Source organism: Shewanella jiangmenensis, assembly GCF_018596335.1.
Taxonomy (GTDB): domain Bacteria; phylum Pseudomonadota; class Gammaproteobacteria; order Enterobacterales; family Shewanellaceae; genus Shewanella; species Shewanella jiangmenensis.
In genome coordinates, this window is record NZ_JAHEPS010000002.1 from 562,378 (window position 1) to 576,367 (window position 13,990).

The 13,990-nt window shown below is 54.8% G+C and carries 14 protein-coding genes; 7 read left to right on the forward strand and 7 right to left on the reverse strand.

All coding sequences use genetic code 11. The features are described 5' to 3' along the window. Nucleotides 1-62 precede the first annotated feature (62 nt). From dnaG to rpsU, 3 genes are all read right to left on the reverse strand, one after another. Nucleotides 63-1,793, reverse strand: a complete 1,731-nt coding sequence (dnaG, locus tag KJI95_RS07905) for a DNA primase (RefSeq protein ID WP_214506635.1) — start codon at nucleotides 1,791-1,793, stop codon at nucleotides 63-65. A gap of 81 nt (nucleotides 1,794-1,874) precedes the next feature. Beyond that, nucleotides 1,875-2,318 carry a GatB/YqeY domain-containing protein gene (locus tag KJI95_RS07910; RefSeq protein WP_214506636.1) on the reverse strand — a complete coding sequence of 148 codons (444 nt, stop codon included), beginning with the start codon at nucleotides 2,316-2,318 and terminating at the stop codon, nucleotides 1,875-1,877. 6 nt (nucleotides 2,319-2,324) lie between these two features. Continuing rightward, nucleotides 2,325-2,540, reverse strand: coding sequence for a 30S ribosomal protein S21 (gene rpsU / locus KJI95_RS07915; RefSeq protein WP_011758943.1), 216 nt, complete (start codon nucleotides 2,538-2,540; stop codon nucleotides 2,325-2,327). Between the two features lie 233 nt (nucleotides 2,541-2,773). Between rpsU and tsaD the strand changes: the two genes are divergently transcribed. Next, nucleotides 2,774-3,787: a tRNA (adenosine(37)-N6)-threonylcarbamoyltransferase complex transferase subunit TsaD gene (gene tsaD, locus KJI95_RS07920; RefSeq protein ID WP_214506637.1), complete on the forward strand. Its 1,014-nt coding sequence runs from the start codon at nucleotides 2,774-2,776 to the stop codon at nucleotides 3,785-3,787. 97 nt (nucleotides 3,788-3,884) lie between these two features. On the opposite strand, the gene plsY is transcribed toward tsaD, so the two are convergent. Beyond that, nucleotides 3,885-4,466, reverse strand: coding sequence for a glycerol-3-phosphate 1-O-acyltransferase PlsY (plsY, locus tag KJI95_RS07925; RefSeq protein ID WP_214506823.1), 582 nt, complete (start codon nucleotides 4,464-4,466; stop codon nucleotides 3,885-3,887). Nucleotides 4,467-4,727: 261 nt separating this feature from the next. Between plsY and folB the strand changes: the two genes are divergently transcribed. From folB to KJI95_RS07945, 4 genes are read left to right on the forward strand one after another with little or no spacing between them, the layout of a single operon-like run. Then, nucleotides 4,728-5,096 (forward strand): dihydroneopterin aldolase, encoded by a 369-nt coding sequence (gene folB, locus KJI95_RS07930; protein WP_214506638.1) that lies wholly within the window; start codon nucleotides 4,728-4,730, stop codon nucleotides 5,094-5,096. Between the two features lie 4 nt (nucleotides 5,097-5,100). After that, nucleotides 5,101-5,607: a 2-amino-4-hydroxy-6-hydroxymethyldihydropteridine diphosphokinase gene (folK, locus tag KJI95_RS07935; protein ID WP_214506824.1), complete on the forward strand. Its 507-nt coding sequence runs from the start codon at nucleotides 5,101-5,103 to the stop codon at nucleotides 5,605-5,607. A gap of 9 nt (nucleotides 5,608-5,616) precedes the next feature. Beyond that, entirely contained in the window at nucleotides 5,617-6,417 is an 801-nt protein-coding gene (locus KJI95_RS07940) for an undecaprenyl-diphosphate phosphatase (RefSeq protein ID WP_214506639.1), read from the forward strand. 58 nt (nucleotides 6,418-6,475) lie between these two features. After that, the gene (locus tag KJI95_RS07945) at nucleotides 6,476-7,285 is read left to right on the forward strand and encodes a putative RNA methyltransferase (protein ID WP_214506640.1); all 810 of its coding nucleotides are present in this window, start codon (nucleotides 6,476-6,478) and stop codon (nucleotides 7,283-7,285) included. Between the two features lie 170 nt (nucleotides 7,286-7,455). Here the strand turns inward: KJI95_RS07945 and KJI95_RS07950 are convergent, their stop codons facing one another. Both KJI95_RS07950 and KJI95_RS07955 read right to left on the reverse strand, forming a co-directional pair. Then, on the reverse strand, nucleotides 7,456-7,716 hold the full coding sequence (locus tag KJI95_RS07950; protein ID WP_214506641.1) for an Lpp/OprI family alanine-zipper lipoprotein: 261 nt from the start codon (nucleotides 7,714-7,716) through the stop codon (nucleotides 7,456-7,458). Between the two features lie 192 nt (nucleotides 7,717-7,908). After that, nucleotides 7,909-9,171, reverse strand: a complete 1,263-nt coding sequence (locus tag KJI95_RS07955) for a multifunctional CCA addition/repair protein (RefSeq protein ID WP_214506642.1) — start codon at nucleotides 9,169-9,171, stop codon at nucleotides 7,909-7,911. A 185-nt stretch (nucleotides 9,172-9,356) separates the two neighbouring features. Here KJI95_RS07955 and KJI95_RS07960 point away from each other — a divergent pair, with 185 nt between their 5' ends. Both KJI95_RS07960 and KJI95_RS07965 read left to right on the forward strand, forming a co-directional pair. After that, a complete protein-coding gene (locus KJI95_RS07960; protein ID WP_214506825.1) occupies nucleotides 9,357-11,105 on the forward strand; it encodes an ExeA family protein in 1,749 nt (582 codons plus the stop codon). Continuing rightward, complete coding sequence (locus KJI95_RS07965) at nucleotides 11,105-12,250, forward strand: general secretion pathway protein GspB (RefSeq protein WP_214506643.1); 1,146 nt, start codon at nucleotides 11,105-11,107, stop codon at nucleotides 12,248-12,250. The genes KJI95_RS07960 and KJI95_RS07965 overlap by 1 nt, the downstream gene beginning before the upstream one ends. A 120-nt stretch (nucleotides 12,251-12,370) precedes the next feature. Here the strand turns inward: KJI95_RS07965 and nhaD are convergent, their stop codons facing one another. Then, on the reverse strand, nucleotides 12,371-13,627 hold the full coding sequence (gene nhaD / locus KJI95_RS07970) for a sodium:proton antiporter NhaD (RefSeq protein ID WP_214506644.1): 1,257 nt from the start codon (nucleotides 13,625-13,627) through the stop codon (nucleotides 12,371-12,373). Between the last annotated feature and the right edge of the window lie 363 nt (nucleotides 13,628-13,990).

Here is a 13,990-nt window from a genome sequence, read left to right on the forward strand (position 1 = left end):
ACAAACCGTCAATTATAACCATCTGCTTATGTCAGCACCAGAGGGGCGGGCGGTTTTTTGCCCTACTTTATGCCCTTCATCACGACGATAAGCTTTTGGAGTTGCAGCTTTTCTTCCCGGGTTAAGTCGGGTTTGATGCTGAGCTCCTGGTAGCGCTGCTCGATATATTGATTATTGAGCCATATCAGCGCTTTGCGAAATTCCTGTGCCGCATTGTCATCGGCTATCTGGTGCTCCCACTGTGCCAGTTTGGTCAGGGGGCTCCAGTGCTCGGTTTCGCGGTAATGCTCTAAAAGCTGCGCGGTACTCAGGCTGGCCTCGCGGGTCAGCTGCAAAAGTTCAATCAGCAGCCCAAGCCCCGGCATCCGGATATGGGCGAGGGCAGGCTGTGCTGCCAATCCAAATCCCAGCTCTGGCCGCTGCACCAAGAGGGCTATCGCAAGCCTGAGCGGCGTGCCGCGCCCCTTGAGTCCCTTTTGGGTCAGCGCCTGGCTGGCCGCAGGTTGCAGACCAATGCCGAGCTTCTTTTTCAGATCTTCGCTGCTGTTCATGCCCAGTTTATGGGCAAGGCTTTCAAGCAGCAGGCTGGTCAGCACCGGATCCTTAATTTTTTCAATCAATGCAATGGCTTGTTTAGCCAAGGTGCCTTTGTCTGTGCCGTATTTGAGTGACAGGGTGTCAAACAGATAGTCGGCCAGTGGCTGCGCCTCGCTGAGGCGCTCGAGGAAGGCCTCTTTGCCTTCTTTGCGGACTTGCGAGTCCGGATCTTCTCCCTGGGGGAGGAACATAAATTTTACGCTGTCGCCGGGCTTGAGCAGCGGCAGGGCAGTTTCCATCGCCCGCCAGGCGGCTTCGTAGCCGGCTCTGTCACCGTCGTAACAGCAAATGACTTCTTTGGCGCTGCGAAGCAGCAGCTGAAACTGCTCGGCTGTGGTGGAGGTGCCAAGCGAGGCCACGGCAAAGTCGATGCCGTATTGCGCCAGCGCCACCACATCCATATAGCCTTCCACTATCATGACCCGCTCGGGATCGCGATGTTTTTGCTTCAGTTCATACAGGCCGTAAAGCTCCTGACCTTTATGAAATATGGGCGTTTCCGGCGAATTCAAATATTTTGGGGTACCGTCACCGAGCACCCGGCCGCCGAAACCTATTACCCGCCCGCGTCTGTCGCGAATGGGGAACATTAATCGGTCGCGAAAACGGTCATAGCGTTTGCCGCCATCGTTCTCAATCAGCATTCCGGCGGTGAGCAGTTTATCCTGCGCATCCTGGCTTTGACGGTAGCGGCCAAGGAGGCCGTCCCAACCATCGGGCGCAAAGCCGATGCCGAAACTTTCAATCACCTCATTACTGAGACCACGGAATGCCAGATAATCTTCCACCTTCTGCTTGTCGGCATGTTGGCGAAGTTGGGTCTGGTAAAAGCGCGCGGCTTCTTCCATCAGCTGGTACAAGTCACGAGCCAGACCTTCATCACGGCGGGGGCCTGTGCCCTGTTCCCGTGGCACTTCCAATCCCAGTTGGCCGGCAAGTTCCTCAATGGCATCAACAAAGTTAAGCCGGTCGTATTCCATGACAAAGTCAATGGCATTGCCGTGGGCGCCACAACCGAAACAGTGATAAAACTGTTTGTCTCTGCTGACGGTGAATGAGGGTGATTTTTCGCTGTGGAATGGACAGCAGGCTGAATAGTTTTTGCCTGCCTTTTTGAGCGGCACTTTACGGTCGATAAGCTCGACTATGTCCGTTCTAGCTATCAGATCATTGATGAAATCACGAGGTATCGCCACGTTGCTTGCTTCAATTCCCTAAAAGCCCAGTTAAACAAACAAGCCGCGCAAATGCACGGCTTGTTCATACACCAGAGTCGATTATTGCAGTTTGGCGCGGATTTGCTGGCCTATGGCCCCCAGATCGGCACGTCCCTGAACTTTCGGCTTCAGTGCTCCCATTACTTTACCCATGTCCGCGATGGTGCAGGCACCGACTTCAGCAATGCTTGCCTCAATCAGTGCTGCAATTTCAGCCTCGCTGAGCGGCTGGGGCAGGAAGGTTTCGATAACCGAAATCTCCGCCGCCTCTACGTCAGCCAGTTCGCTGCGACCCGCTGCCTGATATTGGGCAATGGAGTCACGGCGCTGCTTGACCATCTTGGTCAGGACAGCAAGCACCTGATCGTCATTGAGCGTCTCGCGTGTATCCACTTCGATCTGCTTGATGGCGGCCAGTGCCAGACGAATAGTACCGAGGCGAACCTTGTCTTTGGCGACAAGGGCCTTTTTCATTTCGTCTTTAAGCTGCTCTGTCAGGTTCATAAGGGATTAGTATAAACGTACGCGACGTGCGTTTTCGCGAGAAAGCTTCTTGGCCAGACGCTTAACCGCAGCGGCTTTAGCGCGCTTACGGGCAGTGGTTGGCTTCTCGTAGAATTCACGAGCACGCACATCGGCCAGGATACCTGCTTTTTCACAAGAGCGCTTGAAACGACGCAGAGCTACGTCGAATGGTTCATTTTCACGTACTTTAACGATTGGCATACGCCATCACCCCTTAGGTGTAAGTTGCATTGGATTGGTCATGCCCATTTGGCCACAACTTCTCCAAGTAAGGATTAAAATGGTGCGGAATTTTAAACCGACTCGGCCTTTAAAGTAAAGCCCTGCGGAAGTCAAAAAGGATCGCCAAAGGATCTGACCCCTCGCTTTACTGGTGTAATACTAGCTTAACAGGTAGAATCAGTCGCCCTTGAAAGCGGAGGAATTCTGGAAAAATGCGGGTTTTGGGGATAGAAACATCCTGTGATGAGACAGGTATTGCCATCTATGACGATGAGAAGGGTCTGCTTGGCCATACGCTCTACAGTCAGGTTAAGCTGCACGCCGATTACGGCGGTGTGGTGCCTGAGCTTGCCTCCCGCGACCATGTCCGCAAGATAGTGCCGCTCATCCGTGAAGCGCTGGCCAGTGCCGATACTCGTCTGGAGGATCTGGATGGGATCTGCTACACCAAGGGCCCGGGGCTGATTGGCGCGCTGTTGGTAGGTGCCTGTGTCGGTCGCTCCCTCGCTTATGCCTGGAACTTGCCTGCCGTTGGTGTGCACCATATGGAAGGGCATCTGCTTGCGCCCATGCTCGAAGACGATGCGCCTGAGTTTCCCTTTGTGGCGCTGCTGGTCTCGGGCGGTCACTCCATGCTGGTAAAAGTCGATGGCATTGGCCGCTATGAAGTGCTCGGTGAGTCCATCGACGATGCCGCCGGTGAAGCCTTTGATAAAACCGCCAAGCTGATGGGGCTTGATTACCCCGGTGGGCCTCGCCTTGCCAAGCTCGCCGCTTCCGGTTTGCCTGCTAACTATAAATTTCCACGGCCCATGACCGACAGACCCGGTCTGGATTTCAGCTTTTCAGGTTTGAAAACTTTTGTCGCCAACACCATCGCTGCCGAGCCTGACGATGAGCAGACCCGTGCCAATATCGCCCGCGCCTTTGAAGAAGCGGTGGTGGATACCCTCTCGATTAAGTGTCGCCGTGCGCTGGAACAAACCGGCTATAAGCGCCTGGTGATTGCCGGTGGTGTGAGTGCCAACCTGCGTCTGCGCGCCGGGCTGGGTGAGCTGATGCAAAAGCTCGGTGGCAAGGTGTATTACCCCCGCGGTGAGTTTTGTACCGATAACGGCGCCATGATTGCCTATGCCGGTTTACAGCGCCTTAAAGCAGGTCAGATTGAAGATTTGGCGGTAAAAGGTCAGCCGCGCTGGCCGCTTGATACCCTGCCGCCGGTCTGAGTCCGCTTGCCCAGCAACACAAAGGCGCCCTTAGGCGCCTTTGTTCTATCAGCACTTTTTTCTATCGCACTTTTTCTTTCTGGAGTGAACCAGAGACTCATTCCTTGGGCCGTTTTTTGCGGGACACCTTGGACTCTTCACCTTTGAGCAGTCGTCTGATGTTGTCTTTGTGGCGAATGAGTATAAGGGTTGAGAGCATGGTCACCGGAATGGTGAACCTGTCATCCAGCCACCAGGTATAAACCGGCGCCAGAATGGCAGTTGCGAGTGCCGCCACCGATGAGTAGCGGGTGACGAGTATGGTTGTCATCCAGGTGGCTATCAGCAGCGCCGTGAGGTAGCCATCAATAGGCGCAATCGCACCGTAAGCGGTTGCTACGCCTTTACCGCCTTTAAAGCCAAAGAATATCGGGAAGATGTGACCAAGGCAGGCGGCAATGGCAATTACGCCAAGCCACACCGCATCGATACCGAGTTTATAGGCGATATAGGCGGGTATTGCGCCCTTTAGCATATCAAACAAGAGCACCATGGCCGCGGCACTGGCGCCGCCGATTCTGAGCACATTGGTTGCCCCCGGGTTACCCGAGCCTTGGGTGCGGGGATCTGGCAGACCACGAAGCTTGCAAACCAGAACAGCACTGGAAACGGAGCCTGCCAGATAGGCGCTCACGATCATCAGGGCTGTCAGTGCAAATTCACTGCTCAAATTGGTTTCCTTACGCGTCTTGCGGTATTATCGCCGCCTGCTGTGCAGCGGTGCCTGCCCTCAGGGCGGCTAACCGAATGATTGGGCACGCATGCCGGTAAATATTGATTCTCAAAGCGTTATCCTAACGCCCTTGCTGCCGTAGTCAAAGCGCAATCCTTCGATTGTGGCTATCGGCGACGGATTATACCGGTAATAGCGGCCAAAGCTTGTCAGACCTCAGGAATCATCATGGACAAAGTTCTGATCCGTGCCCTGCGTATTGATACCGTGATTGGTGTCTACGACTGGGAAAAGACTATTACCCAATCGCTGTTCCTTGATTTGGATATGGCGTGGGACAACCGTGCTGCAGCGGCCTCTGACGACTATCGCCATGCCCTGTGCTACGAGACTGTGTCCAACCGGTTGACGGCGCTTATTACCGAAAAGCCGATTGAACTCATTGAAACCGTTGCCGAAATGGCTGCCAACTGCGTGATGCAGGAGTTTGGCGTGAGCGCTGTAAAGGTGCGGGTGATGAAGCCCGGCGCGGTAAAAACCGCAGAAGCCGTCGGCGTTGAAATTGAGCGCAGCGCCAAGAGCGCGTCGGGTGTGTAACGCCATGGCCCGCATTTACATCAGTGTTGGCAGCAATATCGACCCTGCGCATTATCTGCGACAGGCAAACGTCGCGCTTACCCGGGCATTGGGTGAGCTGACCTTGTCACCGGTTTACCAATCGGAAGCGGTCGGGTTTGAAGGCGAGCACTTTCTCAATATGGTGATTGGCGCCGACACCGATTTGGCGATAGAGGAGCTGGTGAGCCTCCTTAAGCAAATCGAGCTCGATAATGGCCGTAAACCCGGCGCGAAAAAATTTTCAGCCAGAACCCTGGATTTGGATTTACTGCTTTACGACGATGTGGTTTGCTCCTCTCCCATCGAATTGCCTCGGGCAGAAATCCTGCACAATGCATTTGTGCTCTGGCCGCTTGCGGATGTCGCGCCAACCAGGTGCCACCCGCTTAACGGCACGCGTTTTAATGCACTGTGGAGCCAATTCGACAAACCCTCCCAGCGGCTGTGGCCGGTGGATTTCGTCTGGGACAGCGAGTCCCAAACCCAATAAAGGAATACTATGGATACGTTACAGGTCATTATTCTTGCCCTTATCCAGGGTCTGACCGAGTTTTTGCCAATTTCCAGCTCTGCCCACCTTATCTTGCCGGCGCAGTTGTTTGGCTGGGAAGATCAGGGGTTGTCATTCGATGTGGCGGTGCACATTGGCTCGCTGCTGGCGGTGGTGATTTATTTCCGTAAAGAAATCGCGGCCATGCTGACGGCCTGGCTTGCCAGTATCTTCAAAGGTCGCCACTCAGACGACAGCAAGCTCGCCTGGTGGATTATCCTTGCGACTATTCCTGCGGTGGTGATGGGCTTTATCACCAAGGATTTGGTCGAAACCCATTTGCGTGGCCCCGGTGTGATTGCCATCACCACGGTGATTTTTGGTCTGTTGCTGTGGGTTGCTGACCGCATGGCCAAAGACGAACTGACTGAGTATCAAACCGGCTGGCGCAAGGCGCTGCTGATTGGTATTGCCCAGGCTCTGGCGCTAATTCCCGGCACGTCCCGCAGTGGTATTACTATGACAGCAGCGCTGATGCTTGGCCTTAAGCGCGAGGCGGCGGCCCGTTTTTCGTTCCTGATGTCCATTCCGGTTATTTTGGGCGCGGCGCTGCTGATGACCAAAGACATCGTAAGTGAAGGCCATGCGGTAGACTGGCAGGCACTCGGTCTTGGTGTTGTACTGTCGTTTATTGCCGCTTACGCCTGTATTTACTACTTTTTGAAAATCATCAGCCGCATGGGGATGACCCCGTTCGTGATTTATCGTGTTGCGCTTGGCGTGTTTTTGTGTGGATTTATTTTCCTGTAAACCACAGGCAGGGTATTGCGGAGGCGGCTTAGGCCGCCTCTTTGTTTAAGGAGTTGCTATGAAATTTCAATGTCCCATCTGCCGCGCTGCGCTGCACCAGCATCAGGAATCACAGGGCTGGTACTGCGATGCAAAACACCATTTCGATCGCCATGAAAAGGGGTACTGGAATTTTTTCGGCGCCAAAAAGCCGCAAAATGCCGACAGCCGTCAGGCGCTGCGCGCGAGGCAGTTTATGCTGCTTGGCGGCCATTTTGCGCCCGCCATTGAAGCACTGGCGACTGAGCTTGAAGGGCTTAATCTGGATAGCCCCGAGTGCGTTAATCTGGGGCAGGGCAATGCCTGGCTTGGCAAGGCGCTTATCGATGTGCTGCAATGCCGTGGTCACAGCATTGCCAGTGTCAGTCCGCTTGAGAGTGAGAATGAGGCTTTTGCCGCCGCCAAGGCGGGTTTACCCGGGGTGTGCCTGACCGGGCTTAAATCCTTGCCGTTTGCAACCGAGGCGGCTGACATGGTATGGCTTTTGGATACTCTGCCTAAAGGGCTGGAGTGGCAGCGGGTGCTTAAACAGGGCGGTTATGCGCTGCTTCTTGCTGCAGGCCCCCGCCACCTGTGGCAACTGAAAGAGTTTGTCTACAGCGACCTTAGCGAAAAGCCGTTTTCTTTTGAGCTGCCCAAATCCTTTGAGGTGGTCAGAAGCGAGACTGTGGCCTGGACTGTCTCTGTGAGCGCAGAAGACGCGCTGGTGCTGCTGGATATGGCGCCCTGGGGCTGGCGGGTGAAAGAGGCGCAGCGTAAGGCAATTGCCAGAGGGGATTTCAGTGCGCTGGAAATGGACTATCGGGTCATTGTCGCCAGGAAGGGCTAAGCGAAAAGGTCTTAAACGCTGAACGGCTAAACTCAGAAGAGCTAAACGCAGAAGCGCTGAGCGAAGAAGTTGTTCCGATCAGCAGACCGGTTTTGAAAGCGATTTAGGTAAATTACAGGCAAAAAAATACCGGCAACACCCGGAAGGGCATTGCCGGTACCAACATAACATTACTTCTTGTAAGAAGAAGCTACGTTGTCCAGACGGTCGTTAGCGCGCTTGGCTTCAGCTTGAGCGTCCAGAGCAGCAGACTTGGCAGCTTTGGCGTCAGCAGCGATCTGGCCTTGTTCGGCTTTGATGGCGCTCACATCAGCAGACAGCTGGTCTACTTTGTTGCTCAGGTTAGCAACGCTTTCTTCCAGAGCAGTGTTGGCACAGCCACCCAGCAGAGTAGTCATAGCAACACCGGCGATCAGCAGTACTTTTTTCATGGAAAACATCCCTTAACATAGGTTGGATTTGACTTTTCGGCTGCAGAGCAACCGAAGCGGGCTAATTATGTCATAGCCAATTTTTTTTGCTACGAATATCCATCAATTCGCACGATAACCTTATCTAAAATACAGCGAATTGCAAGTTTCAACCCCTCAAACCACGAATCTTGCGCAGAAATTTTAGCAAAATCAGTCAAAATTTTTCACGGGTGAAGAATTTGAAGAAGTTTGAACAAAATTTTTTATCAAACTTATTGCCGATGTACGTTGTCTACCTAACTCGGTGCGGATTTCCGCGCCGCTGAAGCCACGACTTATTATGTCCTGCACACTCACTTTTTGTGCCGAAGCATAACAATTCATTAAATATTGTCGCTGCGGGTATGGATGATGTTCAAACCCGGTTCGCCCCTTCATATCGGCTTCACAGGCATCGAGTAGCTGTACCAGCCTGTCGGGTTTGCGCCACACGTCCATCTTGTCCAGTAATTTGAGTAAGGTTTCGGGCCTGAGTTCCTTTGCGTTATGAACATTCTGGTGCTCATCACTGACCAGCAGCGCCAGATCCCGATGCTCATTGGGGACTCTTAGGCGCTCACACAGGGCGCGGATAGGCTTAAGCCCTTTCTGGCCGTGGCCGTGATGTTTGGGCCAGTGCTCTTTTGGCGTCAGCGCCTTGCCAAGGTCGTGCACCAGCGCGGCAAAGCGCACCGGTTTACTGCTTGTGATAAGCGCGGCCTGCTGCAACACCATCAGGGTATGAACGCCGGTATCGATTTCCGGATGCCATTTTTCGGGCTGCGGAACCCCGAAGAGAGCGTGAATTTCAGGAAAGAGTACCTCAAGGGCATTGCAGGCTCTGAGCACCTCAAAGAACACCTGGGGATGCGCGGTACCAAGCGCCTTGTCGAGCTCCTGCCACACCCGCTCCGGCGTGAGATGCGAAAGCTCTCCGCTGGCGCTGATGTCCTGCATCAGGCGTAAGGTTTCTGGCGCCACACTAAAGCCCAGGGGAGCAAAGCGGGCGGCGAAGCGGGCAACCCGCAATACCCGCAGCGGATCTTCCACAAAGGCATCTGAAACGTGCCTGAGCACTCTGGCCTCAATGTCGGCAACGCCGCCGTATGGATCGAAGAGGGTACCGTTGTCATCTTCGGCAATCGCATTAATGGTCAGATCGCGCCGGGCAAGGTCGTCTTCCAGTGTGACCTCGGGACTGGAGAAACACACAAAGCCAGCGTAGCCGTTGCCGGACTTACGCTCGGTGCGGGCCAGCGCGTATTCTTCCTGGGTTTGCGGGTGCAAAAATACCGGAAAATCCTTGCCGACCTGGGTAAAGCCTGCCGCCAGCATTTGCTCGACCGTCGCGCCCTGGACCATATAGTCACGGTCCTTGACTTCAAGCCCCAGGAGTTTGTCACGGACCGCGCCGCCCACCAGATACCTTTTCACTGCACATCCCTCTAATCAGCACTGTGCTTAGCTTACCATGGCTTGGCAGCATTTCGTGACACAGCCTCTGCGCAGCGGCAGAGATTTTGACTTTGTCGGTCGCTCGCATTACCTTGGCTCCACTCGCCGTGTCCCCATTGACCTTTGTATGGCGAGATGCGGTGAATAAAGAGGAACAAGCAGGCATGTACAAGGCGTTTTATGGGCTCAAGGATAACCCATTTTCCATCGCTCCCAATCCCAGTTACCTGTTTTTGAGCGACCGGCACCGGGAAGCCCTGGCGCACCTGACCTATGGTTTGGGCGAAACCGGCGGTTTTGTGCTGCTCACCGGTGAAGTGGGCACGGGCAAAACCACGGTATCCCGTTGTCTGCTCCGGCAATTGCCTGAAACCACCGACACCGCCTTTATTCTGAATCCCGCTCTGACCGAACACGAATTGCTGGCAACGCTCTGTGATGAGCTGAAAATCAGCTACAGCGAGTCGCCGACACTGAAGCAGTTAACCGACCTTATCAGTGGCTTTTTGCTGAAAAATCATGAAGCCGGCCGCGATACTGTGCTGATTATCGATGAAGCGCAGCATCTTAAAGCCGAGGTGCTGGAGCAGTTACGGCTGCTGACCAACCTTGAAACCGACACCAAAAAGCTGCTGCAGGTGATTTTGATTGGCCAGCCTGAGCTGCAGCAACTGCTTAAGCGTCAGGAGCTGAGACAGCTTGCCCAGCGCATTACCGCCCGCTATCACCTGCTGCCGCTTACTGCCGAAGAAGTGGGGCTGTATGTGCAGCATCGCCTGCAGGTCGCCGGCCGGTTTGAGCCGCTTTTCAGCGCGCCGGCTATTAAGGCGCTGCATCAGGCGAGCGGCGGTATCCCCCGTATTATCAATTTATTGTGTGAACGTGCCCTGATGGCCGGGTTTGCCCGCAGCCAGGTGCCTATCAGTAAAGAGATGGTGCGTCAGGCCGCTGTCGAAGTGCTTGGTCTTGAAGAGCACGCTCCTGCCTGGTTCGAGCGCAAAAGCGTGATAGCCGCGCTGACTGTGCTGACGTTTGCCGCAGCCCTGTACGGCTTTAATCAGTTTGGCGCGTTGGCACCTGTAAAGGCGACCATTGCTGCTGACACGTCAGCAGCAAAGCAGCCATCACCTGCCCAAGTTGCTGTTGCTTCGGAAAAATCCGATAACGCAGCAGTGGCAGCGTCCTCGCCCGCTGCCGACGCTCAGCCTGTCTCCAGCAAGAATGAAAGCCGTCCAATAGAGCGGGTCACCAACGCAAAAGATGAACAGGCCGAGCTTGCCGCACGCCAGGCCAAGGTGCGCGAGCGGGTGCTGCAGGATGCTGTGTCCCAAAGCCGTAAGCTTGATACCGCTTTTGCTGCGCTGTTCGGTGCCTGGGGGCTGTCACCTGTGATGAGCTTAAGCCCATGCGAGTCGGCAAGGGAGCAAGGCTTATCCTGTTTTCAGCAGCAGGGCACCTGGTTCAATCTGGTCAAACTTAACTTTCCGGCGGTGGCCTACATGATGGATGACGGCGGCCAGGAGTTTTTTGCCACCGTGCTTGAGCGCGATGGTGACGAGCTGCTTTTGCAACTGGCCGAGCAGCAATTGTGGGTTAACCGCGACTGGTTCAATCGCCATTTCACCGGCACTTTTGAGCTGCTGTGGCAGGCACCATCTTACAGCCCGAGGGAGATTGGCGTGACCTCGCCGCAGCCCGAGGTGCAGTGGCTTGAAAACGGCCTTGCCAAAGTGGAAAACGCGACCCCGAGGTTGGTGTCGCAGTTTGACAGCGACCTTGAAATTCGCCTTAAACAATTTCAGCGCCAGCACGGCCTCAAGGCTGATGGCATCGCCGGCAGTCAGACATTGATGCAACTTAATTTATACCTCAGCGCGGAAGGGCCGCGTCTGGTTGGCGGAGGGCAGTACTGATGTCGATTCTGCTCGATGCCGTCAGCCGCAGTAAGCAGCAGGATGAGGTTTTTGACCCCATTGCCGCGCCGCGCCCCTTATATCGCCACGAAAAGAAGCGCGGCGTGCCCAAGGCGCTGCTCTTACCCGCGGCGCTGTCGATTGCAGTGGCGGCTGCCTGGGGCGTTAACTCCTGGTTGAGTGCTCCATCGTCACTGGCCGCGGCAATCAATCCCAATGCGATTGAGTCACATGCTGCTGCCAGCGCAAACGTCAGTTCAAATGTCAGTTCAAGCACCGGTGCGGCTTCAGTCAGCACTGTGGCCGCGGCAGGTGGCTCGGCCTCTAATTCTCAGGTTCAAGCTCAAGCTGCCCACAGCGGCGAGCTTGCCGATGGCGTGCGTCTAGCCGGCAAGGCGGCGCTGCCGACGGCTGTTACCAGCCTTGAACCGGCACCTGTTATGGCTACTGTCGCTGCTGATCTGAGTTTTGACAGCGCTGAGGAGACACCCGAGGCGCAGGCTGCGCGGATGCAAGCCCTGATGGCGGCGAGCGTCAGCGAAGAGCAGCAGGCGTATAACGAGGTGATGGCGGCAAATATCACCGAGGAGCAGCAACAGGTGTTCAACGAGGTGATGGCGGTTGAAGAAAGCCGGCCGCTTCGAACCCTGACCCCCACCGCGCCCCAAAGCCGCGTGCCTGAGCCTTCGGCCGGGCTCGATGCGCTGCAGGCCGAGGTGGATAAGGCGGCTGCCGATGTGGGGCTGCATCGCCGTGAGCCAAAGCCCGTAGAGAGCCGCGAGAAAAGCGCAGCGCCCCTGTCTGGCGATGCGCTGGTAAAGGCGTTTGAAGATGCACTCAAAGAGGTGGAGTTTGATAACGCCACCAAGCGTGAAGTGTCGCCCGAGCCACTGGCAACTATTCCCAAAACCAGCGATTTTCCGCGTTATGGCGACTTACCGGCGGCGCTGCAGCTGCAGGTGCCGGAATTTAATATCGTTGCCCACGTTTATTCCAACGACCCAAGCCAGCGCTGGCTGAATGTGGATGGCGCCGAGCTTCAGGAAGGCGACAGCATCAAGGGCAAGCTTAAAGTCGTTGAAATCCGCCCCCGTGACGTACTGCTCGCCATAGACGGCACCACCTTCAAGGTGCCCTCCATTTAAAGGCCGTTTTTAAGTTTAAACGGCAGTTTTTAAGGGGCGACGTTAACGCAGTCAGGCTTCCCATCAGCAACAAAAAAGGCGCATCAAGCGCCTTTTTTCATTCTGCTACAGTAGCCTAACTTAGCCCGCAGCCGGATAGAAGTAGCCGGCCAAAAACACGGTCAGGCCGTAGCCCACTGCGTAGGACAGGAACAGTGATGGCAGGTACTTAAGATAAGACACGAAGGTCAGCTCCTTTACCTTGCTCATGGCCACGATACCGGCGGCAGAACCAATCACCAGCAGCGAACCACCCACACCCACGGCGTAGGTCAGACCGAGCCACTCAGGGGTGGTCAGCACAGGCTCTGCTTTCAGCAGCGCGGCAGTCAGCGGCACGTTATCAATCAGCGCCGAGCCCATACCGGTGAAGAAGTTGGAGATATTGGGGTCGTGCATGGCGTACACCTGGGTCAGCAGCTCCAGGGTGCCGATTTCTTTAAGCATACCAACAAGCAGCAGGATCCCGAGGAAGAACAGCAGGGTGTCGTATTCCACCTGACGTATGTACTCGAGGATACGGATTTCTTCTTTGTCGTTACGAATGGTGTGACCGACCAGGAACATCACCGACAAACCTGTAAGGAAGGTCAGCACCGGCGGAATACCGAACATCACGTTCAGCACCATGGTCATGATGATGGTAGCGAAGAAAATCAGTGCAATGGCGATATCAATCGGCTGATAGGCGCGGTTGATTGGGGTGGTGCTCACTATACCCTTGGCGTTCATCGAGAACAGCATGGCAAGCAAGAGCACGCTGGAGGCCGCAGGGATAAACAGCAGCAGCAGCTCAGAAATATGCACATGGCCGGAGAGGAAGATCATCAGGGTGGTTACGTCACCTGTGATAAGGGCCACACCGCCGGAGTTCACCGCGAAAATGATCAATACTGCCATGCGACGACGCAGGTTTTTGTCCAGCTTGAAGGTGGTCAGCAGCCCGAGGGACACCAGAGTCGCGGTCACGTTATCACAGAAGGCCGACAGCAGCAGGGCAAACAGGGCAACCTGGATCATCAGTAAGCGCACAGAGACCCGTTGTGGGAAGATCTTCTGCACCATAATCTGGATCATCCCTTTGGCGTTGAGGTAGGCCACAAAGGTCATGGTCGACATCAAAAACAGCCACAGGGTCGCAATTTCCAGCAGGTTTTCATTGAGCTGATGGGAAACCAGTTCCCGATGCTCGCCGGTGCCGGCGGCAATAAACAGCACGACCCAGGAGATACAGCCTAAAAACAGGGTGGTTTTGGCTTTATTGAGGTGAGTAACTTCTTCAAAGATGATACTGAGCAGTGCCAATATCGCCAATATGATCAGAAAGGTATGGAGCATAGACGCACGTCCTACTGCTGATTCCGGTTGTTGTTTTGGCCGCAGATAACCGGCCGTTTAGCAAGCTTCAATCAAGGAATGATTAAGCCGGCTGTGATAACGCCGCCGAGGGCGTGCGGATCAGACCATAACCGTGGTGAGAACGCAACCGTTACGCACTAGACAATTCGTCTATAAGTCGTGATCCCGATCACTCAGGGTTGGGGATTTAATGGTGATAGATGCTGCAATTTGATTTGGATGCAGTTGAATCGACTAATAATTCGTGCGCGGTCTAATCCTGCCCGGAAAGATCTGCTGGGGCAGACTTGTGGTGGTTTTTTTAAATATTTTTCAATGGCTCGTTAATAACCGAAAGCCGTA